Source organism: Collimonas sp. (assembly GCF_039923675.1).
Taxonomy (GTDB): domain Bacteria; phylum Pseudomonadota; class Gammaproteobacteria; order Burkholderiales; family Burkholderiaceae_D; genus Collimonas.
Map to the genome: position 1 here is coordinate 1 of NZ_JBDTCG010000059.1, position 25,714 is coordinate 25,714.

The 25,714-nt window shown below is 56.4% G+C and carries 21 protein-coding genes; 10 read left to right on the forward strand and 11 right to left on the reverse strand.

Annotated features, from left to right (window positions below):
* Both fdxH and fdnG read right to left on the reverse strand, forming a co-directional pair.
* On the reverse strand, positions 1-764 hold a 764-nt coding region (fdxH, locus tag ABI171_RS13280; protein ID WP_348093037.1), incomplete at its 3' end, for a formate dehydrogenase subunit beta.
* Positions 765-772: 8 nt separating this feature from the next.
* Complete coding sequence (fdnG, locus tag ABI171_RS13285) at positions 773-3,841, reverse strand: formate dehydrogenase-N subunit alpha (RefSeq protein WP_348093038.1); 3,069 nt, start codon at positions 3,839-3,841, stop codon at positions 773-775.
* A 265-nt stretch (positions 3,842-4,106) separates the two neighbouring features.
* Between fdnG and ABI171_RS13290 the strand changes: the two genes are divergently transcribed.
* The 5 genes from ABI171_RS13290 to ABI171_RS13310 all read left to right on the forward strand — a co-directional run bounded on the left by ABI171_RS13290 (position 4,107) and on the right by ABI171_RS13310 (position 9,691).
* Positions 4,107-4,988 (forward strand): Kdo hydroxylase family protein, encoded by an 882-nt coding sequence (locus ABI171_RS13290; RefSeq protein ID WP_348093039.1) that lies wholly within the window; start codon positions 4,107-4,109, stop codon positions 4,986-4,988.
* Entirely contained in the window at positions 4,985-6,340 is a 1,356-nt protein-coding gene (waaA, locus tag ABI171_RS13295) for a lipid IV(A) 3-deoxy-D-manno-octulosonic acid transferase (RefSeq protein ID WP_348093040.1), read from the forward strand. Before ABI171_RS13290 ends, waaA begins: the two co-directional genes overlap by 4 nt.
* On the forward strand, positions 6,325-7,095 hold the full coding sequence (locus ABI171_RS13300) for a YdcF family protein (RefSeq protein WP_348093041.1): 771 nt from the start codon (positions 6,325-6,327) through the stop codon (positions 7,093-7,095). Before waaA ends, ABI171_RS13300 begins: the two co-directional genes overlap by 16 nt.
* A gap of 245 nt (positions 7,096-7,340) precedes the next feature.
* On the forward strand, positions 7,341-8,342 hold the full coding sequence (locus ABI171_RS13305; protein WP_348093042.1) for a glycosyltransferase: 1,002 nt from the start codon (positions 7,341-7,343) through the stop codon (positions 8,340-8,342).
* A 98-nt stretch (positions 8,343-8,440) separates the two neighbouring features.
* Positions 8,441-9,691: an O-antigen ligase family protein gene (locus ABI171_RS13310; RefSeq protein WP_348093043.1), complete on the forward strand. Its 1,251-nt coding sequence runs from the start codon at positions 8,441-8,443 to the stop codon at positions 9,689-9,691.
* A 149-nt stretch (positions 9,692-9,840) separates the two neighbouring features.
* Here the strand turns inward: ABI171_RS13310 and galE are convergent, their stop codons facing one another.
* The 4 genes from galE to ABI171_RS13330 all read right to left on the reverse strand — a co-directional run bounded on the left by galE (position 9,841) and on the right by ABI171_RS13330 (position 16,792).
* Positions 9,841-10,863: a UDP-glucose 4-epimerase GalE gene (gene galE / locus ABI171_RS13315; RefSeq protein WP_348093044.1), complete on the reverse strand. Its 1,023-nt coding sequence runs from the start codon at positions 10,861-10,863 to the stop codon at positions 9,841-9,843.
* A gap of 136 nt (positions 10,864-10,999) precedes the next feature.
* Positions 11,000-12,427, reverse strand: a complete 1,428-nt coding sequence (locus ABI171_RS13320; RefSeq protein ID WP_348093045.1) for an efflux transporter outer membrane subunit — start codon at positions 12,425-12,427, stop codon at positions 11,000-11,002.
* Positions 12,420-15,572 carry an efflux RND transporter permease subunit gene (locus ABI171_RS13325; protein ID WP_348093046.1) on the reverse strand — a complete coding sequence of 1,051 codons (3,153 nt, stop codon included), beginning with the start codon at positions 15,570-15,572 and terminating at the stop codon, positions 12,420-12,422. Before ABI171_RS13325 ends, ABI171_RS13320 begins: the two co-directional genes overlap by 8 nt.
* A gap of 11 nt (positions 15,573-15,583) precedes the next feature.
* Positions 15,584-16,792 (reverse strand): efflux RND transporter periplasmic adaptor subunit, encoded by a 1,209-nt coding sequence (locus ABI171_RS13330; RefSeq protein WP_348093047.1) that lies wholly within the window; start codon positions 16,790-16,792, stop codon positions 15,584-15,586.
* Between the two features lie 266 nt (positions 16,793-17,058).
* Here ABI171_RS13330 and ABI171_RS13335 point away from each other — a divergent pair, with 266 nt between their 5' ends.
* On the forward strand, positions 17,059-17,703 hold the full coding sequence (locus tag ABI171_RS13335; protein WP_348093048.1) for a TetR family transcriptional regulator: 645 nt from the start codon (positions 17,059-17,061) through the stop codon (positions 17,701-17,703).
* A gap of 62 nt (positions 17,704-17,765) precedes the next feature.
* Here the strand turns inward: ABI171_RS13335 and ABI171_RS13340 are convergent, their stop codons facing one another.
* The 5 genes from ABI171_RS13340 to ABI171_RS13360 all read right to left on the reverse strand — a co-directional run bounded on the left by ABI171_RS13340 (position 17,766) and on the right by ABI171_RS13360 (position 23,071).
* Positions 17,766-19,067, reverse strand: a complete 1,302-nt coding sequence (locus tag ABI171_RS13340) for a TolC family outer membrane protein (protein WP_348093049.1) — start codon at positions 19,065-19,067, stop codon at positions 17,766-17,768.
* Between the two features lie 27 nt (positions 19,068-19,094).
* Positions 19,095-19,418: a rhodanese-like domain-containing protein gene (locus ABI171_RS13345; protein ID WP_348093050.1), complete on the reverse strand. Its 324-nt coding sequence runs from the start codon at positions 19,416-19,418 to the stop codon at positions 19,095-19,097.
* Positions 19,419-19,437: 19 nt separating this feature from the next.
* Positions 19,438-20,103, reverse strand: coding sequence for a protein-L-isoaspartate O-methyltransferase (locus ABI171_RS13350; protein WP_348093051.1), 666 nt, complete (start codon positions 20,101-20,103; stop codon positions 19,438-19,440).
* Positions 20,104-20,268: 165 nt separating this feature from the next.
* Positions 20,269-20,919 (reverse strand): TetR/AcrR family transcriptional regulator, encoded by a 651-nt coding sequence (locus ABI171_RS13355; RefSeq protein ID WP_348093052.1) that lies wholly within the window; start codon positions 20,917-20,919, stop codon positions 20,269-20,271.
* 97 nt (positions 20,920-21,016) lie between these two features.
* The gene (locus ABI171_RS13360; protein ID WP_348093053.1) at positions 21,017-23,071 is read right to left on the reverse strand and encodes an aminotransferase class V-fold PLP-dependent enzyme; all 2,055 of its coding nucleotides are present in this window, start codon (positions 23,069-23,071) and stop codon (positions 21,017-21,019) included.
* 128 nt (positions 23,072-23,199) lie between these two features.
* On the opposite strand from ABI171_RS13360, the gene ABI171_RS13365 reads away from it, so the two are divergent.
* The 4 genes from ABI171_RS13365 (at position 23,200) to ABI171_RS13380 (ending at position 25,687) form a co-directional block, all read left to right on the forward strand.
* Positions 23,200-23,679: an Lrp/AsnC family transcriptional regulator gene (locus ABI171_RS13365; RefSeq protein WP_348093093.1), complete on the forward strand. Its 480-nt coding sequence runs from the start codon at positions 23,200-23,202 to the stop codon at positions 23,677-23,679.
* Between the two features lie 118 nt (positions 23,680-23,797).
* A complete protein-coding gene (locus ABI171_RS13370; RefSeq protein ID WP_348093094.1) occupies positions 23,798-24,052 on the forward strand; it encodes a YkgJ family cysteine cluster protein in 255 nt (84 codons plus the stop codon).
* Between the two features lie 85 nt (positions 24,053-24,137).
* Positions 24,138-24,710 carry a DUF1439 domain-containing protein gene (locus ABI171_RS13375; RefSeq protein ID WP_348093054.1) on the forward strand — a complete coding sequence of 191 codons (573 nt, stop codon included), beginning with the start codon at positions 24,138-24,140 and terminating at the stop codon, positions 24,708-24,710.
* 107 nt (positions 24,711-24,817) lie between these two features.
* Positions 24,818-25,687 carry an undecaprenyl-diphosphate phosphatase gene (locus tag ABI171_RS13380; RefSeq protein WP_348093055.1) on the forward strand — a complete coding sequence of 290 codons (870 nt, stop codon included), beginning with the start codon at positions 24,818-24,820 and terminating at the stop codon, positions 25,685-25,687.
* Positions 25,688-25,714: the final 27 nt, after the last annotated feature.

The following is a 25,714-nucleotide window of genomic DNA, read 5'->3' on the forward strand; positions in this document are numbered from 1 at the left end:
CCTTTCCACAAGCCGACCAGCGGACTGATGCGGGGATTCTCCGGCAGGCCGTGATAGAGCGATGGTTTATCGGCATGATGCAGTACATACATGACGTGCGTACCGCCTACACCAGGCGGATCGTAGAGGCCGGCCTGCTCGAAGCCGCGTTCCTTGAGATCGACGATGCGTTCCGCCGCATGCGCCTTCATGTCTTCCTTGGTGCCGAAGACGATGGCGCCGGTGGGGCAGGTTTTGACGCAAGCCGGTTCCTGGCCTACCGCTACCCGGTCCGAACACAGCGTGCATTTATAGGCTTTGTTGTCTTTCTTCGAAATGCGCGGCACGTCGAACGGACAGCCGGTGACACAATAGCCGCAGCCGATGCAGTTCTCTTCGTGAAAATCGACGATACCGTTGTTGTACTGGACGATTGCGCCTGGCGACGGACAAGCCTTGAGGCAGCCCGGATCTTCACAGTGCATGCAGCCGTCCTTGCGGATCAGCCATTCCAGATTGCCATCCGGATTTTCATATTCCGAAAAGCGCATCACGGTCCACGAGTGTTCGGTCATGTCAGGCGGATTATCGAGCACGCCGACATTGACGCCGACTTCGTCGCGCAAATCATTCCATTCCATGCAAGCGGTCTGGCAGGCTTTACAGCCTATGCATTTGGTGACATCGATCAGTTTGGCGACGGTGCCGGTCACCGGCTCGCGCACGCCAGGTGGCGGCGTGGTGGTGGCGGAGACGCGTTTGATATCGAGCGATTGCAGAGCCATGGTTTCTCCTATGCCTTCTCGACTTTGACCAGGAACGACTTGAATTCCGGCGTCTGCGAATTGCCATCTCCCACACCCGGCGTCAACGTGTTGGCTAGATAGCCCGGTTTGGTCAGGCCTTTGAAGCCCCAATGGATCGGGATGCCGACGTGATGCACAGGTTTCCCTTCAATCGTCATTTTCTTGATGCGCTTGGTCACCACCGCCACGGCGACGATATAGCCGCGCTTGGAACTGACCTTGACCCGTTCGCCGGCAATCACGCCGACTTCCTTCGCCAGCTCTTCGCCAATTTCAACGAACTGCTCCGGCTGGAGAATGGCGTTGAGGCGCGCATGCTTGGTCCAGTAATGGAAATGCTCGGTCAGCCGGTAAGTGGTGCCGACATGCGGGAAGGCGTCGGCCTTGCCGAACATCGCCCGGTCATCCGGAAACACGCGCGCCGCCGGATTGCTGGTCACTTTCGGATTCTTGGGGAACAGCGGGTTGTAGCCGACCGGCGTTTCGAACGGTTCGTAGTGCACCGGGAAAGGCCCTTCGGCCATGCCGGCGCGGGCGAAGAAACGCGCCACGCCTTCCGGATTCATGATGAACGGCCCCATGCCGCCGGCCGGCGCTTCGTCCACCTTGAAATCGGGGACATCGACGCCGCCCCACTTGTCGCCGTTCCAGCCGATCAGCTTGCGCTTGGCGTCGAACGGCTTGCCGTTGAGATCGCAAGAGGCGCGGTTATACAGGATGCGCCGATTGGCAGGCCAGGCCCAGGACCAGTTGAGAGTCTGGCCGATGCCGGTCGGATCCGAGTTGTCGCGGCGCGCCATCTGGTTGCCGGCTTCCGTCCAGCAGCCGCTGAAGATCCAGCAGCCGCAAGCCGTGCTGCCGTCGTCGCGCAGTTCGGCAAAGCCGGCCAGTTGCTCGTTCTTCTTGCGGGTGATCTTGCCGGCGTCTTTCGGGTCGGCCAGGTCGCTCAGCGCGCGGCCATTGAACTCTTTGGCCAGTTCCGTGGCCGTCGGGCTTTCCGGATCGGCATAGGGCCAGGATAGCTTGACAATCGGATCGGGATATTTGCCGCCATCCGTGACGTACATCTTGCGCATCTTCAGGAACAGGGTCGACATGATTTCCAGGTCGCTGCGCGCTTCGCCCGGCGCATCCGCGCCTTTCCAGTGCCACTGCAGCCAGCGGCCTGAATTGACCAGCGAGCCTTCTTCTTCGGCAAAGCAAGTGGTCGGCAACCGGAATACTTCAGTCTGTATCTGGCTCGGATCGACGTCGTTGAATTCGCCGTAATTCTTCCAGAACTCGGAAGTCTCGGTCGCCAGCGGATCCATCACCACCAGGAATTTCAGCTTGGCCAGGCTGGCGCTGATCTTGCCCTTGTCCGGCGCCGCCGCCAGCGGGTTGAAGCCTTGCGCGATGTAACCGTTGACCTTGCCTTGCTTCATCAGCTCAAACACCTGCAGCATGTCGTACGGCTTGTCGAGTTTGGGCAGGTAGTCATAGGCCCAGTTGTTGTCCGCCGTGGCGGCGTCGCCCCACCAGGATTTCATCAGGCTGACGTGGAATTTGCCGTAGTTTTGCCAATAGCTCAGCTGGTTGGGCCGCAGCGGCTTGCTGGCGCGGGCGGCGATGTATTTGCCGAAATCCTGCTCGGACTCCGAGGGCAGCGTCATATAGCCGGGCAGCAGGTTGGTCATCAGCCCGAGATCGGTCAGTCCCTGGATATTCGAGTGGCCGCGCAGGGCGTTCATGCCGCCGCCGGCGATCCCGATATTTCCCAGTAGCAGTTGCACCATGGCGCCGGTGCGGATGATCTGCGAGCCGATTGAATGCTGGGTCCAGCCGAGCGCATACAAGATCGTTCCCGCGCGGGTTGGCGAGGCAGTGGATGCCAGCATCTCGCACACCTTCAGGAATTTCTCCTTCGGCGTGCCGCACACGCTTTCCACCATTTCCGGCGTGTAGCGTTCGTAGTGCTGCTTCATCAGGTTGAATACGCAGCGCGGATGGGCCAGGCTTGGATCGGTTTTTACAAAGCCGTCTGCGCCCAGTTCATAGTCCCAGGTGGTCTTGGTGTAGTTGCCCTTGTCAGCGTTGTAGCCCGAGAAAATGCCGTCCTCGAAGGTATAGTCTTCGCGCACGATGAACGTGAAGTCAGTGTAATTTTTGACGTACTCATGCTGGATCTGATCCTTTTCCAGCAGGTAGCGAATCACGCCGCCGAGGAAAATGATGTCGGTGCCGGTTCTGATCGGCGCATAAAAATCTGCCACCGAAGCCGAACGCGTAAAACGCGGATCGACCACGATCAGCTTCGCCTTGTTATGCGCCTTGGCCTCGGTCACCCATTTGAAACCGCATGGGTGGGCCTCGGCTGCATTGCCGCCCATGATAAGGATAACGTCCGCATTCTTGATGTCGACCCAATGATTCGTCATCGCTCCACGGCCAAACGTCGGGGCAAGACCTGCCACCGTCGGACCGTGTCAGACACGCGCCTGGTTGTCGAACGCCAGCAGCCCGAGGCTACGCATGGTTTTGTGGGTCAGGTAGCCGACTTCATTGCTGCTGGCCGATGCCGCCAGCATGCCGGTGGTCAGCCAGCGGTTGACTGTCAGTCCCTCCGGCGTCTTTTCGATGAAGTTGGCGTCCCGGTCCTGCTTCATCAAGGTGGCAATGCGGCTTAGCGCATCGTCCCATGACATGCGCTTCCATTCTTTGGAACCCGGTGCGCGGTATTCGGGGAATTGCAGGCGGCTGGGGCTGTGAACGAAATCCAGCAGGGATGCGCCTTTGGGACAGAGCGTGCCGCGATTGACCGGGTGATCCGGATCGCCTTCGATGTGGATGATGCTGGCTTTGGCATTCTTGGCGCCATCGCCGAGGCTGTACATCAGGATCCCGCAGCTGACGGAGCAATAGGGGCAGGTGTTGCGGGTTTCGACCGTGCGCGTCAGCTTGTAGCTACGCACTTCGGCTAGCGCGGGCGCGGGAGAAAATCCCATCAGCGCCAGGCTCGAACCTGCCAGGGTAGCGCCAGTCGTTCTAAGGAACTGACGCCGCGACATGTGGACCATGGGAAACCTCCCGTAGTGGATGGATGCCAAACCAGCTTGCTAGCAAGCCTTATGGGGTAACTCACCAGTTGCTGGTTTTCATTATAGATTGGATTCATGTTTGCCAACAGAGTGAAATGTAGCCCCGTGTGACCATCGACGTGAGCTCTATTGAGGGCGACAGGATACTGTTTAATTGTTAAATTAATAATTATAAGGTGTGAATCTGGTCAGGTATTGCCGCCCCGCAGTTCCCGCCGTCACCGCAACGCGGCATAATACGGCCATGGAACAACAAATTCTCGAAATCGATATTGCCGACTGGCAGATCGGCACACCAAACTCAGCGTGGATTTCCGCGCTTGAAGCTGGAAAAATCCTGTATTTCCCGCATCTGCGTTTTGCATTCACTGCCGATGAGCAACGCTTCCTGACGCCTGCGATCCGTGATCCCAAAAGCCGCAACATCAGTCTCGATGCGAGCGGCAAGCTGAAGGGCGCGCTCGGCGATGTGGCTGACCAGGTGGCCTTGGCCAAGATGATCGGACGTTTTCGCAGCCAGGCGCAGCAGTTGATTTATTCTCTGCTGCCGGCGTATGCCGATGCCCGCAGCGAATTACGTATGGCGCCCACCAGTTATCGGCCGATGCAGGTCGAAACCCGTGCGCAATCATGGCGTGCCGATGATCGCCGCCTGCACGTGGATGCTTTCCCTTCGCGCCCGAATTACGGCGAGCGCATCCTGCGCGTGTTCGCCAATGTCAATCCGGAAGGCGTGCCGCGCGTCTGGCGCGTCGGCGAACCGTTTGAAGATGTCGCCCAGCGCTTTTTGCCGCGCGTAAAAGCCTATTCGCGTTGGCAGGCAAAAGCCATGAACGCCTTGCATATCACCAAGTCGCTGCGCAGCGAATACGATCATCTGATGCTGCAATTGCATGACGCGATGAAATCGGATCCGGACTATCAGCAAAACGGCCCGCAAGTGACGCAGCCGTTTGCCGCCGGTTCGGTGTGGGTATGTTTTTCCGACCAGACCCCGCACGCGGTGATGGCCGGCCAGTACATGATGGAGCAAACCCTGCACCTGCCGGCAGCCAGGCAATACGATCCGGGCGCTAGCCCGCTGGCGATCTTGCGCCGCCTGACGGGTCGGGTGCTGACCGAATGAAGGTAGACGCCGGTTTTGATGCAGGGCGGGCCTGGCGCATCCGTTTGTTGTATTCCGCAGTGTGGTGGCTGGCGATGCCGATGGTATTGCTGCGCTTGTGGCGGCGTGGCGGCAAGGAACCGGGTTATCGCCAGCATGTGGCGGAGCGCATTGGTTTTTACCAGCCTTTGGCTTCACCGCCGGCATCGCGCAAATTCCTCTGGGTGCACGCAGTCTCGGTCGGCGAAACACGTGCGGCCGAACCATTGATCAACGCTTTGCTGGAGGTTTATCCCGAGCACGCCATTTTGCTGACGCACATGACCGCGACCGGGCGCGAGACCGGTAAGCAATTGTTCGGGAAATCACCGCGTGTATTGCAATCGTTCCTGCCCTACGACACCGGCTGGATGATGAGTCGCTTCCTGCAGCATTTCAGGCCAAGCCTGTGCGTATTGATGGAAACCGAAGTCTGGCCGAACCTGATCGCCCAGTGCGGGCGCTACAAGGTGCCGGTGGCGCTGGTCAATGCGCGCCTGTCGGAGCGCTCCCTGCGGCGTGGCAAGCGTTTTGCGACGCTGATGACAGAGGCCGCCAGCGGCATGTCTTGCGTCGGCGCGCAAACCGATGCCGACGCCGGACGTTTGCAGCAGCTTGGCGGCAGCAATGTGCAGATCACCGGCAACCTGAAATTCGATGTCACGCCGACGCCGGGTTTGCTGGAGGTGGGGGCAGCGCTGCGGGAACAGATCGGCAGCCGTCCGGTACTGTTGTGCGCCAGTACGCGCGAGGGCGAGGAGGAATTGATTCTCGATGCCTTGTCCAGGCGCAGTCAGGACAAGGCATGGTCGGACCTTTTGACGGTGATCGTACCGCGTCATCCGCAACGCTTTGACGAAGTTGTCGATATGGCGGCAGCGAAGGGATTGTCATCGTTGCGGCGTACCCGACTTGCCAGCGCCGCCGTGCCGTCGCAAACAAGCATACTGGTGGGCGATTCAATGGGTGAAATGTTTGCCTATTACTCTGTTTGCGATGTTGCATTCATCGGCGGCAGCTTGCTGCCGATGGGAGGGCAAAATCTGATCGAGGCGTTTGCCGTAGGCAAACCGGTATTGATCGGCCCCCATACGTTTAACTTCTCCGCCATCACTGAGCAAGCCATTGCCGTTGGCGCTGCACATAGAGTGACCGATGTCGAGAATATGCTTGACGTGGCGCTGCATCTGTTGCAGAGCGAGGAGCAACGGCAAGCAATGGGGCAGCAGGCAAGCAGTTTTGCCAGACAGCATCGCGGCGCCACCACGCGAACCATGGCTTTGCTGCAGCCTTTGATATCTTCCGGGATCTCCGCTCCATGCACGCCACCGTGATTGCAACCAAGGTGTCCAGTACGCTTCTGCTGTTGCCGACGAACCTTATCTTGTCATGTTTTGCCGGCATACTCTTGCGTCGTGCTTACCCGCGTTTGGGCGCCACTTTGAGCATTGTTTCATTATTGTTGCTGGGGGTATTGAGCAGCAAGGCAGGGGCGTTGCTGTTGGTAGCGCCGCTAGAGCAACGGGTTCCGGCCTTGTCCGTCGCAGGATCGCACGGTGCACAGGCGATCGTGATATTGGGCGGCGGACGCTTGGCAAATGCCCCGGAGTATGGCGCTGCCGATGAACCGAGTTACTGGACCCTGGCGCGTCTGCGTTACGGTGCGAAGATATATCGCCAAACCGGTTTGCCGATATTGGCATCGGGCGGCAGCCCTGAGGGCTGGTCGCTATCAGAGGCTGAAATGATGGCAAGTAGTTTGCAGGAAGACTTTTCTGTGCCGGTAAAATGGCTGGAAGGGGCATCCGATGATACGGAGCAGAATGCAATATTTTCTGCAAAAATCCTGAAACGGGCAGGGGTGGCCAGAATTCTGCTGGTCACAGATGCTGTGCATATGCCTCGCGCTCAAATCCTTTTTGAGAGAACCGGATTGGAGGTGGTGGCTGCACCGACAGTATTTTTTAGCAGGGACCGGCTGACGCTGCTGAGTTTCATGCCTTCGGGGGAAGGTATGCGTCGTAGCGAATACGCATTGCATGAGTGGCTGGGAATACTGTGGCATCTTGCGCGGCACAGCAGCTTGTAACATACGGGAACCGCGTGGCGGCAGGTTGACTCGGAGGCAAAAAGCAACTTATTTTGGGAGCAGGCGTATTCGCCAAAGACCGAACTATCACGCGTTTCAATGGTATGCCGGACTCAAATTTGCTATCCTTCGCTAGTTTTAAAAAACAGGAAGCGGCTCATTTTAATGGGTTTTTATTAATTTTCATCGAAAACTCAGTCCCTAGGCTTTGAGGATCCGATAGCATAGGATAGCAAGGACAACAATTGGGCATCTCTTTATCCCATAATCCGGGTTCCGGCGTCATTCTCGGCTCTGATCCTATGCATGTTGCATTTGGTGTCGACATCAATTACTACAGAGGCATGGGCGTCGCCATGGCCTCCGTGATGAAAAATAATCCTGGCATGACGTTCGTTTTCCACGTCTTTGCATTTTCCATTACGGATGACAGCAGACGCCGGTTGGCAGAGTTGGAAAGCCAATACGGCACTACTGTCAATATCCACACGCTCCAGACTAGCGTGCTGGCCGAATTTTCGCAATTTCCCTGCTTTTCCCAGCATCCGCTTGGTACATTCGTTCGGCTGCTGATCCCCAATTTGCTTCAGGGAGTTACCGGCAAAGTGCTTTACATGGATGCAGATATCCTATGTATGGGAAAGCTTGACGGATTATCATCTATAGAAATAGATGAGTATATAGCCGCAGTGGTTCATGATCAGATGGAAACTACGGCGAAGACACAAATTGCAAGATTGAATTTGCCGCACCACCAGTATTTCAATGCAGGTGTCATGTACATCAATGTTGACAATTGGATCGCGAACGACACGCAAAACAAAGCATTAACGATTCTGTCGACACAGGACTTGATTTTTGCGGATCAAGATGCATTAAATATTGTGCTGAACGGGCGCACAAAATATATCGAAGAAAAATGGAATTTTCGCTACCATCTGGTAGATTTTCTCAGTAGGGGTGAGAAAAATTTGAGAGTAACAGAACCCGTAGTCTTCATGCATTTTACCGGTCCCGTAAAGCCTTGGCATGACTGGTGCTTGCACGAAGCAAAGACTATATTCATTGGATATCAGGCAGCATCTTCCTGGGCAGATATGCCATTGGACCAGCCAAAAAGCGCCAGGGAATTGAAGTTGTTTTCAAAATTTCTCGTCAAACAGCACAGAGTCGTTGATGGTGCACTCTGGCATATCAGGTATTTATGCGCAAGATTTGTTCGTAATCTCAAGGCTCGCGCCAGATAAATATAAATATTATTCTTATTGCATTAAAAATAATAATTATATGAAAGCCGGATTTCCTATTTTTTGAATTATCAAATATCCGCGAATCGGAGAAGCATTTGCGTTACTCGAAATTACTGGTTACTGCCTTATTGATTGCATTTTATATATTGGCATTAGTTGTAGATCGTTCTGCCGGAGTGATTTATGGCTTGTTGCTGTTGTTTGGCCTGGTTTTTCTAGCGTCTGGGAAAAATCCAGATGATAAGTCATTCATTCAGTTGTTAAAGAAATACTGGCCGCTCCATCTGGCGATGTGTGCCTGGCTAATTGCCGTATTTGCCAATCAGATCGGATCTGGTCATTTTCTAGGGCGGACATATGATCCTCCATTCAGGTTGGCCATGTTTATCATGGTTTTCTGGGTAATGTCATTCTTGCCCATCAAATACCTGAAGCACGTCCAATGGGCCTGGGTGATAGGAGCATTCCTGTCGGCTATTAAAATCCATGTACTTACTGGCGGCGGGGCAATGCGCTATGGATCGGATTTTATTCCTATTATTATTTTTGGCGAACTTACCTTACTGCTAGGCGTTTTCTCTGTTTTATCGATTGTGTGGAACAAGCCGGAGAATAAAGTTGCAATATTTTTCAAAATTGCGGCGCTGTGCGCCGGATTGTATGCAGCATATTTATCGCAATCGCGCGGCGTATGGCTGACCATTTTGGTATTTGTCGTCATCGCGCTTCTAGTGACCAAGAATATTCGTTCCAGCTATAAACTGTCTGTCGTAATTTCCTTTATGATTTTTTTGGGAGCCGTGTCCTATTTTGGCGATATTGTAAAAGAGCGAGTTTTGGTTGGGGAAAGCGATCTTACCCAATATTCTGTCGGGAAAAACGTCGATACTTCTTTGGGTATACGTCTTCAGCTTTGGCGTGGATCTTGGATATTATTCACCGAGCATCCACTTACCGGGGTTGGCGTAGAGGGTTTTCCAATGGCTTTGGAAGACCTTTCCAGGCGGAATATCATTTCTCCTCTTTCTGCAACGTTCCCGCATTCTCATAATGAAATATTATTCATGATGTCCAAACTTGGTTTGTTCGGATTATTTGCAATATTGGCATTGTACTGTACACCTGCTTATTATTTTTTCCGGAGCATACGCGATAATGATCCGGAAATCCGTTACGTAGCGGCAATGGGTCTTGCATTGTGTTTCGGATTCTTTACCTTGGGATTAGTTGACGTTGTGTTTTTGTGGTGGGAAATTTATCCCTATTACACAATAAGCATAGCGTTCTTCTTAATATATATTATGAAGAAAAAAGAATTGTCAGGTAAAGAAAATGCAATTATATAAATAATAAATACTACTTATTGCAATTATGGAAATAATCAATTTTTAAGAGTGTGAGTAGCTAAACGCCACGTCCAGACATGGCGTTTGTCATTCCTCACGCTCTATTTCGATGCCCCATAAAAATCTTGCCATTTATTGTCTTTGCAAACTTATGCGTCGGAAAAGCCGTTTGGATTCGTATTCTGCCAACGCCACGAGTCGGCACAAATAATATCGAGGTCGCGGGTTGCCCGCCAATTGAGAATTTCCGCAGCCAGCGACGGATCCGCGTAGTAAGCAGCGACGTCGCCAGGGCGTCTTGCGACAATTTCATAAGGAATTGCGTGACCACATGCTTTTTCATAGCTGCTAATTACTTGCAGGACGCTGATACCTCGCCCAGCACCGAGATTGACTGTGAATGATGTGCCTTTGCAAAGCAAATGCGAAAGTGCCGAGACATGTCCCTCCGCCAAATCCATCACATGAATATAGTCGCGTACACCTGTACCGTCTTCCGTTGGATAGTCACCGCCATAAACGCGTAATTTATCCAGCTTGCCGATTGCAACCTGCGCAACATAGGGCATCAAGTTGTTAGGGAGGCCAAGAGGATTTTCACCGATCAAACCACTTTCATGCGCCCCAACCGGATTGAAGTAGCGCAAATAACCTATTCGCCAGTCTGGATCCGAGCATTCCAGGTCACGCAAAATTTGCTCGCTCATCAGTTTGGTTTGGCCATAGGGATTGGTGGGACGCAGAGGAGAATTTTCCCTGACCGGCACCAATTCCGGATTGCCGTAAACCGTTGCCGATGAACTGAATACCAGAGTGTTGACTGCATGCTGCGCCATAACCTTGCATAAGGTTAGCAAGCCGTTTAGATTCGTATCGTAATATGCAAGCGGCTTTTCCACCGATTCCCCTACGGCTTTCAGGGCGGCAAAATGGATTACCGCATCTATTTTGTGCTTTGAGAAAAGACCATCCAGCAGAGTCTCATCACGCACATCTCCTTCGATGAAATTCAATTTTTCTCCGGAAATCGCAGCGACCCGGCTGACAACTGCAAATGTACTATTGCAAAAATTATCGAGGCCGATGACGTTATATCCAGCGGCAATCAAGGCACACCATGTATGAGAGCCTATATATCCGGTTGCCCCGGTGAGAATAATGGTTTTCTTCATGGGAAATTCATTTCAATTTATATTGTCGGCAAGGAAAAACCTCATTATATTCCCCGCCTGGCCGTGAACCTTGGTGGCGAAAAAAAACGCCGCATTTGTGCGGCGTTTTGTAAGTAGAACTAGATGCAATGACGAATCACGATTTGGCTGTCACGGTATTTTCGTTCAACCCGCCACCCAGCGAGCGATACAGATCAATCGCATTGTTCAAACGCAGCTGCCGTGTTTGAATCAAGGATTGCTGTGCCGAGAACAGATCGCGCTGAGCATTCAAACGGTCAGTCGAACTGGCGATGCCGTTCTTGTAGCGCAGATCGGTCAGCTTGACTCTTTCTTCCTGGGCTTTGACAAAAGCATCCTGCGCTGCCAGCTGATCTTCCAGCGTGCCACGGGCGACCAGCGCATCGGATACTTCCCTGAATGCGCTTTGTATGGTTTTCTCGTAGTTGGCGATGGCCAGATTCTTGCGAACTTCGCTCAGCGTCAGGTTGGCGCGATTGCGTCCGCCTTCAAAAATCGGCAGCGTCAACTGCGGCACGAACGACCAGGTGCGGCTGCCTGCCGAGAACAAGCTACCCAGCGAAGTGCTGGCGTTGCCGATCCCGGCCGTCAGCGAAATGGTCGGGAAGAAAGCAGCGCGAGCGGCGCCGATATTCGCATTGGCAGAGCGCAGTTGCTGCTCTGCCTGGCGGATATCCGGACGACGGTTCAGCAAGTCGGATGGCAGGCCGGCAGGAATATCAGTGACGATCTTTTCATCCGACAGCGATTGCGGCGCAGGCAGTTCACCCAATGGCTTGCCGACCAGCAGCACCAAGGCATTGGTCGCCTGGGCGCGCTGGCGCACCAGCGTAGTTAGCGATACACGGGCCGATTGCACAAGGGTTTCTGAATTTCTCAGGTCAAGCGCTGAAGATGCGCCGACCTGGAAACGCATTTGATCCAGCTTGTAGTCATCCAGCCGGCTATCCAGGGTTTGCTGCGCCAGCCGCTCTTGCTCGGCAAACGACTGTTCTGTCAGATAAGCCTGGGCAACCTGTGAAATCAAACTGATTTGCGCAGATTGTTTGGCTTCCTCGGTTGCCAGATACGTCGCCAGGGCGGCATCTTTCAGACTGCGCACGCGGCCAAAGAAATCCAGCTCGAATGCGGTCATGTTGAGCCCGACCTGGTAAGCGGTGCCTACCGCCGGCTGGCCCGGAACCAATTGATCCGCGGCGGTGCGGCCACGGGTGCGGCTGAAGTTGCCATCAAAGTTAGGCAATGCATCGGCGGCGGTGATGCCGTACTGGGCACGCGCTTCCTCGATGTTCAAGGCGGCGGTGCGCAGGTCACGATTGTTTTCCAGCGCGGAAGCGATCAGCGCTTGCAGGCGCTGGTCCGGGAAAAACTCGCGCCAGCCGAGTTCCACCGCATCCAGTTGCGCCTTGCCTTCGGCGGCAGCCGGATAGCTGCCGGCCACCGGTGCCTCCGGCCGCACATAGGTCGGCGCCAAGGTGCAACCCGAGAGAACGCCTGCCAGCAGCAGGGCGCCGGTCAAGTGCTTGGGTAAAGTGTTAAACATGCTGACTCTCCACATCTATTTTTTTGTTGGCATCATGCAGCTTCTGTTGGCGCTCGCTGCCTTTGAACATCTTGCGCACCACCACGAAGAACACTGGCACCAGGAACACTGCCAGCAGCGTCGCCGTGATCATGCCGCCCATGACGCCGGTACCGATCGCGCGCTGGCTGCCTGAACCGGCGCCGGTCTTGATCGCCAGCGGCAACACACCGAGGATGAACGCAAACGACGTCATGAGGATCGGACGGAAGCGCAGATGGACTGCCTCCAAAGTGGCTTCTATCAGGCCCTTGCCCTCTGCTTGCAGGTCTTTAGCGAATTCGATAATCAGAATCGCGTTCTTGGCCGATAAGCCGACCACGGTAATCATCCCTACCTTGAAGTAGACGTCGTTCGGCATCCCGCGCAACGTCACGCCAAGCAGCGCACCGAGAATCCCCAGTGGTACTACCAGCATCACCGCCACCGGAATCGACGTGCTTTCATACAAGGCCGCCAGCACCAGGAACACGGCGATCAGCGACAGCAGGTACAGCATCGGCGCTTGCGAGCCGGAAGTTTTTTCTTCCAGCGACTGGCCAGTCCATTCAAAACCGAAGCCTGGCGGCAGCTTGGCCGTCAATGCTTCCATTTCGTCCATGGCTTCGCCTGTGCTATGGCCGGGAGCGGCGCCGCCGGAGATTTTCATCGCCGGATAGCCGTTGTAACGTGTCAGCTGTACCGGACCCTTGATCCATTCCGAGCTGGTGAATGACGAGAACGGCACCATGGTTCCTTGTGTGTTCTTGACATACAGCTTGGCCAGGTCTTCCGGTTGCAGGCGTTGCGGCGCATCCGCTTGTACGATTACGCGTTGTTGACGGCCCTGGTTAGGGAAGTCATTGACATAGGAAGAACCGAGCGCGGTCGACAGCGTGCTGTTGATGGCGCTAAACGATACGCCCAGCGCATTGGCCTTGTCGCGGTCGATGTTGAGCTGCAGCTGCGGCGAATCTTCCAGTCCTTCCGGACGCACACCTGCCAGTATCTTGCTTTGCGAAGCCATGCCGAGCATCTGGTTACGCGCTGCGGTCAACGCGGCGTGCCCTTGGCCCGAACGGTCTTGCAGTCGGAAGGTAAAGCCGGTGGCGTTACCCAGTTCCGGGATCGGCGGCGGATTCAGCGGATAGACGATGGCGTCCTTGATTTGCGAGAACACGCCAAACGCCTTGCCGGCAATCGCGTCAGCCGATTCGTCCGGTCCGCGCAGGCTCCAGTCCTTGAGCGGCGTGAACACCAGGCCGGCATTCTGGCCGTTACCGGAGAAGCTGAAGCCGGTGATCGCCACCACATTGGCTACCGCAGGCAGTTTCCCGTAGTACGCTTCGATCTGCTTGATCACTTCCAGCGTACGGTTGCTGCTGGCGCCCGCCGGCAGTTGCACGTTGGTGACGATGTAGCCCTGGTCTTCACTCGGCAGGAACGATGCCGGCAGGCGCGCGTAGAGCAGACCCACGCAGATCAGGATGGCGCCGTAAACCAGCAGGTAGCGGCCGGTCTTGGTCAGCATCTTGGCGACGAAGCCTTGATAGCTGTTGGTGGTCGCATTGAACTTGCGGTTGAACCAGCCGAAGAAACCCTTCTTCTCGTGGTGATGGCCTTTTTCCACCGGTTTCAGGATGGTGGCACACAACGCAGGCGTCAGCGTGAACGCCATCAGTACCGAGAACACCATCGAAGCCACCATGGACAGCGAGAACTGGCGATAAATCGCACCCACCGCGCCGCTGAAGAAAGCCATCGGGATGAACACGGCGATCAGCACCAGGGTAATCCCGATCAGCGCGCCGGTAATCTGGCCCATCGCTTTGCGGGTAGCTTCACGCGGCGACAAACCTTCTTCGCTCATGATGCGTTCGACGTTTTCCACCACCACGATCGCATCGTCGATCAGGATACCGATCGCCAGCACCATACCGAACATGGTCAGGACGTTGATCGAGAAGCCAAACAGTAGCAGCGTGGCGAACGTACCCATCAACGCGACCGGCACAACCACGGTCGGGATCAGGGTGTAGCGAATGTTTTGCAGGAACAGGTACATCACCAGGAACACCAGGACAATCGCTTCCACCAGGGTCTTGACCACTTCTTCAATCGAAATCTTGACGAATTTCGAGGTGTCGTAAGGGATCTCGTAGGCGACGCCGGCCGGGAAGTACTTGGACAGTTCTTTCATCTTGGCTTTGACTGCTGTCGCGGTGCCGAGCGCATTGGCGGTTGGCGACAACTGTACGCCGACGAAGGAAGTCGGCTTGCCGTCCAGACGGCCTGCGGTGGCGTAAGACTGGCCACCGATTTCGATACGCGCCACATCGCGCAAGCGGACGATAGAACCATCCGAATTGGCGCGCAGCTGGATCTTGCCGAACTGTTCGACCGTATTCAACTGGCCGGTAGCCACCACGGTTGCAGAAATCTGCTGTGTGCCAGGGCTAGGCAAATCACCCAGCGTACCGCCGGCAACCAGCGCGTTTTGCGCTGTAATGGCGGCGGTGACGTCCGCCGGAGTCAGGTTGAGACCGACCAGTTTGGCCGGGTCGATCCAGATCCGCATGGCGCGTTCGGTGCCAAACAGCTGTGCCTGGCCGACGCCTGGCACGCGTTTGATTTCATTGAGCACGTTGCGCGACAGATAGTCGCCCAGCGCGATCGGATCGAGCTTGCCGTCGGTCGAGGAGAGGCCGATAAACATCAGGAAGTTACTGCGCGACTTGGTTACTTGCACACCGTTCTGCGTTACCACTGCCGGCAGTCGTGCTTCCACCCGTTTCAGGCGGTTCTGCACATCCACCGCGGCCAGGTCAGCGTTGGTGTCTGGCGAGAACGTCACTGTGATCGATACCGAACCGTCGGCCTGACTTTGCGATTCGATGTACTGCAAGCCATCGGCGCCGTTCATTTCCTGTTCGATCAGGCTGGTAACGCTATCGTCGATGGTCTGCGCTGTGGCGCCGGGATAAGCTGCGCTGACGACAATCGTCGGCGGTGCAATAGAAGGATACTGGGCCACCGGTAATTGCGTGATCGCCAGAGCACCCCCGAGCAGGATGAATATGGCGAGCACCCACGCAAATACGGGGCGATCGATAAAAAACTTGCCCATCAGTAGGCTCCTTATTTAGCTTTAGATGTTGAGTCAGCTTGCGGAGCGGCTGCGGCTGCATTTCCTGCTGCAACAGCAGGATGCCAAGGCGATGGATTGACCACGGCACCCGGCTTCACCTTTTGCAAACCATCGACGATGACCTTGTCGCCGGCTTTCAAGCCTTCGGTAACGATCCAGCTGTTGCCTTGGGCCGTGTCGGCTTTCACTGGCTGTACTGTCACCTTGTTGTCGGCGCCGACCACGAACACCGAAGCGCCGTTGAGATCACGCTGGACGGCTTGTTGCGGCACGGTCAGGGCAGAAGCATTGACTGCCTGCTCCAGTTTGGCGCGCACATACATGCCAGGCAGCAGGCTGTGGTCCGGATTAGGGAACTCGGCGCGCAAGGTAACCGAGCCGGTATTCGGATCGACCGTCAGATCGGAAAACAGCAGCTTGCCCGCTTGCGGATAAGCATGGCCGTCTTCGGTTTCGAGCGTGACCTTGGCTTGGCCCTGGCCCGCGCTTTCCAGCTGGCCCTTGCGCATGGCTTCCTGCAACTTGAGGATGTCGGTGCTGGACTGGGTCAGGTTGACGTAGATCGGATCGATCTGCTGCACGGTTGCCAGCTGCGTCACTTCTCCCTGACCAACCAGTGCGCCTTCAGTCACCAGCGCCTTGCCGATGCGGCCCGAAATTGGCGAAGTCACGGTGGCGTAGCCCAGATTCAGGCTGGCGGTTTCGCGTGCGGCTTTGGCGGATGCAACATCTGCCGCGGCTTGCTTTTGCGTTGCCACGGTGTCGTCGTAATCCTGTTTGCTGACCGCATTCACTTCCACCAGCGGTTTATAGCGCTGGGCTTTCAGTGTGGCGGTAGTCAGATTTGCTTCAGCCTTGGCCAGCGCTGCTTGCGCGCTGTCGTAGGTCGCGCGCAGCGGCGCCGGATCGATCAGGTACAGCGTCTGACCGGCCTTGACATCGCTGCCTTCGCGGAAGCTGCGTTTGAGCACGATACCGGCGGCGCGGGCGCCGATCTGGGCAATGCGGGTAGCTTCCAGGCGACCTGGCAATTCGGTTGTGAGGGCCAGCCGTTCCGGTGCGATAGTAATGATGGAAACACCGGCTGGAGGCGGCGCGCCCTGGGCGTCCGGCTTTTTGCCGCAAGCGGCGACCGCGGACAATACCGCGACGGCCAAGGTGATACGCGTGAGACGACTGATAGAGCTAACTGAATTCATAAAATTCTCGCACGGTAATTGAGGAAGGACTGCAAATCTGACAGGTGTTTCTGTTTCTGGAAATGACATAGGATATATAAGTAATTGCTTTGGTGCACCGGACGCGCTGCCAGAAAGCGGGTTGAACAGCCGGAATCCTGCTATTATACATACATGCACGAATGTATGTGAAAAGTTATACCGATCAGTGTACTTGGTGTTCGTTGTTGTTTCAACATTTGCTGCAAATGCACAAAATATCGTAACAGTCTGGAGGTGGGCGCAATATGGCTAGAAGTACAAAAGAGGAAGCACTGGAAACGCGTGGCCGCATCCTGGACGCTGCAGCGGAAGTGTTTCATCAGCACGGCGTATCGCGGACTACCCTGGCTGATGTCGCCAGTGCGGCCGACGTGACGCGCGGCGCTATCTATTGGCACTTCAAGAACAAGAGCGATTTATTCGATGCCATGTGCGAGCGGGTACGCCTGCCGATGGAAGCGATGATCGAAAAAACCGCCGACGAAAACGCGCACGACCCACTAAACCAATTTCGCAACAGATGTTTGTTTACCTTGCAAGAAGCGACGCTGAATCCGCAGTCGCGCAAAATCTTTGAAATCGTTCTGCACAAATGCGAACTGGTGGACCCGCAGGATCCTATTTATATCCGCCAGCATGAATGTTTTTTGCAGGGCCGTACCGATATAGAACGCTTGCTGCGATTTGCCGTTGCAAAAGGGCAGCTGCCGCGCGAACTAGATCCTATCTTGGCTGCGGTCATGGTGCAAGGGCTGTTGTTCGGTATTTTGAACAACTGGACCTTCAGTCCGCACAGCTTCGATCTCGCGGAGAACGTCTCCAAGGTGGTCGACAACTGCATCCACATGTTCAAGACCTCGCCGTTCCTCCTGAAAAATACAGCAGGCTGATTGTTACCCTGGCCGGCACGCCTGGCCGTCGCTGGCAACCGCCCGCAGGCCGGCGGGGGTAATCAATAGGCGGCCGGCGCCAGCAAGACATTGATCTGCTGCAGATCTTCTTCCTTCAAGGTGCCAACGGCAGATTTCAGCTTCAGACTGTTCATCAGCGTATCGTAGCGCGCCTTGGCCAGATCCCGGCGGGTCGAATACAGCTGTTGTTGTGCATTCAACACATCGATGTTGATGCGTACGCCGACCTGATATCCCAAGCGGTTCGAATCCAGCGACGACTGGCTGGAAATCTCTGCCGCTTCAAAGGCCTTGATCTGCGCCAGGCCGCTGCTGACGCCGAGATAGGCCTGGCGCGCATTCAGCGCCGCGGTCCTGCGTGCATTTTCCAGATCCGAGCGCGCCTTGTCTTCCAGCGCCACTGCCTGTCGCACGCTGCTGTTGACCGCGCCGCCTGCATACAGCGGAATGGTCCACTGCACGCCGATGGAGTTGGTCATCTGCGAAACATTATAAAAAGGGATGTCGCTGCCGCTGACGTCCGAATGGGCGCGGCTGGCGACCAGGTCGACCGTCGGCAGATGGCCGGCGCGGCTCTTCTTGATGTCGTACTTTGCCGTATCCAGCGCAATCTGCTGGCCGACCACGCCGAAATTCTGGTCCTCGGCGCTGCTGACCCAGGTCTCGATCGCCGCAGGCTGCGGCGCGCTCAACTGTACCCCGGAACGCAAGGTCGCCAGCGGCGCCGGCGGCTTGCCGATAATCTGCTGTAGCACATTGCGCGCGACTTCCAGGTTATTGGCCGCGGCGATTTCCTGCGCGATCACCAGATCGTAACTGGCTTGCGCCTCGTTGGTATCGGTAATGGTCGCCGTGCCGACTTCGAAATTGCGCTTGGCGGATGCCAGCTGCTCGGCAATTGCGCTTTTTTGCGCTTGCAGGGAAGCCAGCACGTCCTGCGCCGTCAGCGTATCGAAGTAAGCCTGGCTGACGCGCAAGATCAGATCCTGCTGGGCCTGGGCGAACTTGACCTCGCCGGCGGCCACCGACAGTTTGCTTTCCTGGTACTGCTGCCAGTACGCCGGCCGAAACAGGGGCTGGGTCAGCTGCAGGCTGTAATTATTGGTGATGGTGTTCCACGATTGTCCCGAGCGGCTGTAATTGCCGCCGAAACCGACCACCGGCAGCAGCGCGGCGCGGCCCTGGACGCTTGCTTCGTTGCTGGCGCTGAGCGCATAACGCGCGCTGGTGTAGACCGGGTCGTTGGCCAGCGCCTGCAGATACGTTTGAACCAAATCGACAGCATGCGCATTCACAGCCAGCAGTGCGCCTGCAACCAACGAGGCAATTAGGGTAATGCGCATGAACTCTCCGGAACGATGGCGGCAGGTTTAGTAGGTGGGCATGGCCGGATCAACCTGCTGCGCCCAGGCATGGACGCCGCCGGTCAGGTTGCTGACTGCGGAAAACCCGTGACGCTCGAGGAACGCCGCGACCTGCATGCTGCGCGCGCCGTGGTGGCAGATGCAGACGATGGCCTGGTCTTCTTCCAGGTCATTCAGGTGCGCCGGCACTGTTTGCATCGGCATCAGCTGCGCTGCGGCGATGTGGCAGGTCTCGTATTCCCACGGTTCACGCACATCCAGCAACAACGGCGTCGGCCGTTGCGGGTTTGCAATCCAGGCGGCCAGCTCTGAGGCGGTTAGATGTTGCATAGTCTCGATTGAACCCGGTTTAGAATTTGAACTGCGAATGCACGGCGGCTTCGCGCAAGGGCTTGACGTCGGTTTCAAACAAATGCACCGTGGTGTAATTGGTTTCCGATGTGCGAGTAATGATTTGCGCAAACATCACCGGCGCCTCGCCCACGATGGCGACGATGCGGCCGCCGATATCGAGCTGCTTGAGGAAAGCGTCCGGCAACACCGATAGCGAGCCCGAGATGAAGATGACGTCGAAAGTCTTGGTTTCGCTCAGGTCCCAGCCTTGGGCGCCGTTGCCTTGGGCAACCTCGACATTGGTGATGCCATACGCCGCCAGGTTGCCGGCGGCCAGCGCCTTCAGCTCCGGATCGATTTCAACGGTCGTGACGTGTCTTGCCTTGTAGCACAACAAAGCAGCCATGTAGCCCGAACCGGAGCCGATTTCCAGCACTTGCTCGTGTTTCTTGACGGCGGCTTCCTGCAGCAGGCGCGCTTCCAGCTTCGGCGCCAGCATGCTTTCGCCATTCGGGCCAGGCAGCGGAATCTCGGTATCGGAAAATGCCAGGCTCTTGTAGGCCGCCGGCACGAAATCTTCACGGCGGACTACCGTCAGCAATTCCAGAATGTCCAGATCCAGCACGTTCCAGGGGCGAATTTGCTGTTCGATCATATTGAAGCGGGCTTGTTCGATATTCATGGTTAAGGCTCGGTAATGAAAATAAAGGGCTCATTCTATCAAAGGCCACCCTCAAAAACCTATCGCGCAGTAAGGCAAATAGTGCGTTCGCGGGCAGCGCTACCCGCGTTGCATCGTTTAGGGGCGATAATTGTGCGCTCCAGGCTGTTCGGCATGGTTCTGTGCTTAGCCGGATGCCGGTTTCGGCTGCTGCAGGCCATTCAGGCACAAGTCGATGAAGCTGTTCAGATAGGATGCCGGGTCAAGCGGTTCCTCATGGCAGGGGTTAAGAGATTGTTGCCACATCATCAGCATGATTACGGGTGCAATGACCACGTTGGCGGTCTGGCGAACGTCGATTGCACGGAATTCGCCGCGCTCGACGCCGCGTTCCAGCATGCGCACGATCATGGCGTCGCCACGGACGCTGATTTCTTCACGGTAGAAGGTCGTCAACTCGGGGAAATTACCCGACTCCGCCATCATCAGCTTGGTGATGCCAGCCAGCTTGGTGGCGCCGATGCGTTCCCACCAGCCGGTAATCAGTTCGCGGAAAAGGTCGGCGCTACTGCCGCTATAGCCGTCAATAATGTCTTCGGCTTCGTCCAGCACCGGTAGCATGTTTTCGCGCACCACTGCCTTGAACAACTCTTCTTTATTCTCGAAATACAGGTAAAGCGTGCCTTTCGAGACGCCCGCGCGCGCCGCGACATCACCCAGCCGGGTGGCGGCAAAGCCGCGCTCGACGAACAAATCCAGCGCGGCCGCCAGTAATTCCTGCGGCCGTGCTTCTTTGCGTCGTGCCCAACGGGGTTTGGAGCTGAAAGGGCAGTTCATGAATCCTGAAGTTACTGACTTTAGAGTCAGTAATGTAAGCGGCAATGTGCACAGTGTCAACTGTGATTGCCGTCAGGTTCTGAGTATTAGTCTGAGTCTAGGACTTGTCGAGAATGGCAAGTCCGCCAGCCACGTCCCATGCGTTTTGATAACCGAGCCGGCGCAGGCAGGCCACCGCTTTGCCGCTGCGATTGCCGCTGCGGCAGAAAAACACCAAGGGCACGGGATCGCTACGCAGCCATTGTCCCAGATGCGAGGTCAACCGGCTCAGCGGCGCATGCAGCACGGTGAGTCCGGATCCCGCCAGCACCCCGGCCCCCGCCGCTTGTTCATAGGCTTCGCGGACATCCACCAGGATCGCGCCCGGGTGGCTGGCAAGGAAATGGTCAAGTGCGGCTGCCGGCAGATGCATGTTGCCGGTATTGCCGTCTACTTCCACCTGGTTTTGTTCTGCCCGCAGGCTGGTGCACAGTTGATTAACGTCGTCGCGCGCCAGGCATAGCAGGGTGTCCGGACCGATCAACGAAGACGCCATCGCCGCCGCCGGCAATTCGCCTATGAAGGCGAATTGCGCTGTAAACGGTTCATCCATGGCGTTTCCTAGCAAGTATGCTTGGTGGTCACCCTGTACGGTGCGCAGCAATTTCCGCGCGCCCAGAATGATCTCCGCCATTGGCGAGCCTTGCAGCCCCGGCCAGCCAAATTCGTCGTAATCGGCATGGCCGCCCAACTCCTGCATCAGTTCAAGTCTGGCTGTCTGGCCATCGGGCTGCAGGCCGTTACAAAGAATGGCGCACAGCCGGTAGTTCTGGCTGCGCACGTAGGCAACCAGGCGCACTGTCAGCGCCGGCGTGGGATCGATGATGACGCAGCTGCTGGTGGCGCCGTCCGCCACCAGCCAGGCATTGGCGCCGTCCAGGTTGAACTGGACGACTTCGTCGCCAGCCGCAGCCGAGAGCACGGTAGAAGCCGGTCCGCCATGACGCCAGGCCTTGCCGCAATGTTCGATGCGTGCGCAGGCAGCGCTGATGAAAGCCCCGTCGGCAAGGGGGCCGAACGACATGCGGATCGCCGAACTGCTACGCCAATCCGGCAGATGCATCGCCTCCAGCACATAGCTGGGCGCTGCTTTTGCCGCCGAGCAGGCGCTGCCGGAGCTGACCCGCACTTGCGCGGCGTCGAAAAGATCCAGCAATTCCTTGCTGGACAGGCCAGGCACGGAGAAGTTGAGCGTGGTCGGCAAGGTCTTTTCCAGCGGCAGATTGAAGACGATACCCGGAAAGGCCGTGCGCAGGCTTGCGGCGAGACGCTCACGGAAGGCGTGCAGTTGCTGGTGGCCGCGAAAAGTGACACCATCTTCCAGCGCCGCCAGAACCGCACCGAGGGCGGCGATGCCAGCCATGTTTTCAGTGCCGGCACGTTGCCCGGATTCCTGCCCGCCGCCCATCATCAACGGCGTGAAAGGCGCTCCCGGACGGACGTACAGCATGCCGATGCCCTTGGGCGCATACAATTTGTGCCCGGAAAATGTCGCGTAGTCGATCCGTGTTGCAGCCAGGTTCAACTGCATCTTGCCCAGCGCCTGGACGCAGTCGACCAGCCAGTAGGCATCGCTGCGGCTGTCCTGCAACACCGCTTCGATCTGCGCCAGCTCGGAGATGACGCCGGTTTCGTTGTTGGCCGCCATGGTACATACCAGCGCCGCATCCTTGGCAAGCAGGCGCAGAGCATCGAGATCATGCAGGCCGTCGCCGTCGACCGCGAGTTTGCGCATTTCCAGATTCAAGCCGAGCAAACGATTCCAATGCATCAGGCTTTCCGGTACTGCTTTGTGCTCCGTGGCGCCGTAGAGCAGGAATTTACCTATGCGCTCGCCGCCGGACTGCCGCTCACGCAGGGCGCATAACGCCGAAAGTACGGCAGTCTGGATGCCTTCGGTGGCGCCGCTATTAAACATCAAGCGGCCTTCGCCTGTACCAAGCAGGCGCGCTGCACGCTGCCGCGCCTGGCTCATCATGGCCTTGGCGCGGATGCCGGTGGCGTGCGTGCTGCTGGGATTGCCAAAACACTGTGACATCGCCTGCGTCGCCGCTTCGATTGCGGCTGGCAGGACTGCGGTGGTGGCATTTCCGTCGAGATAAATTTCAGTCATTTTCTTCATCGGCTAATAAACTTGCAAATAGTTTACTGTTTTCGGCGTGTAAAGACATACTAAAAATCCCTTGTATTTGATAAAATGGAAAACGTTAATTCTATTTATTTTAAAAATTAAGCATGAATATGCTAAACAAGCTGGCGCTCGATAAATTCGATCATGCGATACTGTCCGCGCTCCAGATCGATGGCAGCCTGTCCGTCGCTGCACTCAGCGAGAAGATAGGCCTGTCCAGCACGCCTTGCTGGAAACGCCTGAAGCGGCTGGAGGACGACGGCTATATCGAACGGCGCGTCGCCATCATCAATCGCGACAAAATCGGTTTGCCGGTGACCGTGTTCGTCAGCATGCGCACCGGCCAGCATGATGAAAAGTGGCTGGCCAAATTTGCCGCCGCGGTGATGGGGTTGCCGGAAGTGCAGGAGTTTCACCGCATGAGCGGCGATGTCGACTATTTGTTGAAAGTGGTGACGACAGATATCCAGGGTTATGATGCTTTTTACAAGAAACTGATCAAACTGACCCAATTGCATAGCGTGTCGTCGGCGTTTTCAATGGAGCAGATCAAATCCACCACTGCGCTGCCGTTGGAACTGATAATGTGAACAGGCCCTAGATAGCGGTAAAATCTGGCTTTGCTTGACCATCCTTTGCATCTGGTAATTTTTACATGTTTTCAACACTGGCTTCATCCGGCAGGGCCGCAACTTGAGCCTGCCGGCCATCGCTTGCCGTCCGGATTGCGGCGCCTGTTGTACTGCGCCGTCGATCTCGTCGGCTATCCCCGGTATGCCTAAAGGCAAGCCGGCGGGCGTACGTTGTATCCAACTGGATCCGGCGAATCTTTGCCGGATTTTCGATAGCCCCGAACGGCCTGCCGTTTGCGCCAGTTTGCAGCCCGCGGCAGACATGTGTGGCAGTTCCCGGACGCATGCGATGCATTACCTGGCAACGCTTGAGCAATTGACCGCAGGGTAGAATCGGCGCTGCTGAATTTGTCTCTATCTATGTCTCTGTCTTTTGTCTCGGTTTTTGTTCGTTGGCAAAAAATAAGGAAATCTGAATGAAATCAATCTGGCCTGTATCAGGCAAGACAATCTTCGTGCTGCCGGTCTTGTTTGCCGCGCTGTTGCTGGCATCCTGCGCCGCCCTTATCGGTCCGCGCGACATTGCGTTCCCACTCGAAAAATTGCAGCAATCTGTCGACAAACGTTTGCCGTTTTCGCGGCGTTACCTGGGTATATTTGACATCACGGCAGAGAAGGCCCTGCTCAGCTTGCCGGTCGAGCAGAATCGCCTGGCCATGAATACCGATGTCACGGTGGCGTTGCCGCTCTTGGGCAAGTCATGGAGCGGCAAGATGGCGATTTCCGGCGTCCTGACATTGGATAACGCGCAGAATGCAGTGACCTTGGCCGACCCGAAACTGGATAGCCTGGTGCTGAACGGCCTGGACAATACCTACGCCGCGCAAGTGAGCCAGATCGGCAACCTGCTGGCGCAGCAACTGCTGACCAAGCTGCCGTTGTATACCTTCAAGCCGGAAGATCTGCACTATGCCGGCGTCGCTTTCATGCCGACCCGTATCGCCACCAAGCCGGAAAACCTGGTGGTTACGTTCGAACCGGTAAAATAGCCCGCCTGTTTTAAGAAAACTCTCGCTACACGCCGGCGGCCGGGACGGTATCATTTGTCCCGCCGCACGATTTACTTATTCTTCTACTTTGCCCTCTACTACACTACATGGATATACTTCTCGCGCTTAAAGTTCTCATCATGGGTTTGGTCGAGGGCTTCACCGAGTTCCTGCCGATCTCGTCGACCGGACACTTGATCCTGGCCGGCAGCCTGCTGGACTTTACCGCCAATATCGGCCGTGAAAAAGCCGAAGTATTCGAGATTGCCATCCAGGCCGGCGCGATTTTCGCCGTCTGCTGGGAATACCGGGCGCGCATCGCCGCCGTCTTGCGCGGCCTGCCCGGCGATCCCAAGGCGCGCAAGCTGGTGATCAACCTGATCATCGCTTTCATTCCGGCGGCGGTACTCGGCCTGCTATTCAGCAAGATGATCAAGGAAAAACTGTTTGCGCCGCTACCGGTGGCGATTGCGCTGATCATCGGCGGCTTCGTGATTCTCTGGGTCGAGCGCCGCAACAGCGCGCGCAGCCAGGGCGGCAACCGTGCTGGCAACATCGTGGCGCGCGTCGAATCGGTCGATGACATGACGGCGCTGGATGCCTTGAAGATCGGCTTTGCTCAGGCCTTCGCACTGATTCCCGGCACCAGCCGTTCCGGCGCCACGATTATCGGCGGCATGCTGTTCGGCCTGTCGCGCAAGGCGGCTACCGAATTTTCCTTTTTTCTGGCGATCCCGACGCTGTTTGCCGCCACCATTTATTCCCTGTATAAAGATCGCGCGCTGCTGTCGGCGGCCGACATCCCTTTGTTTTCGATTGGCACCGTAGCGGCGTTCATCTCGGCGTTCCTGTGCGTGCGCTGGTTGCTGCGCTATATCAGCAGCCATGATTTCACCGCGTTTGCGTGGTACCGGATTGTGTTCGGGATAATCGTGATCGTGACCGGTTATACCGGCTGGGTCAGCTGGGCGCATTGAGCACGGCAGTCAACTCTGTTTTAAACA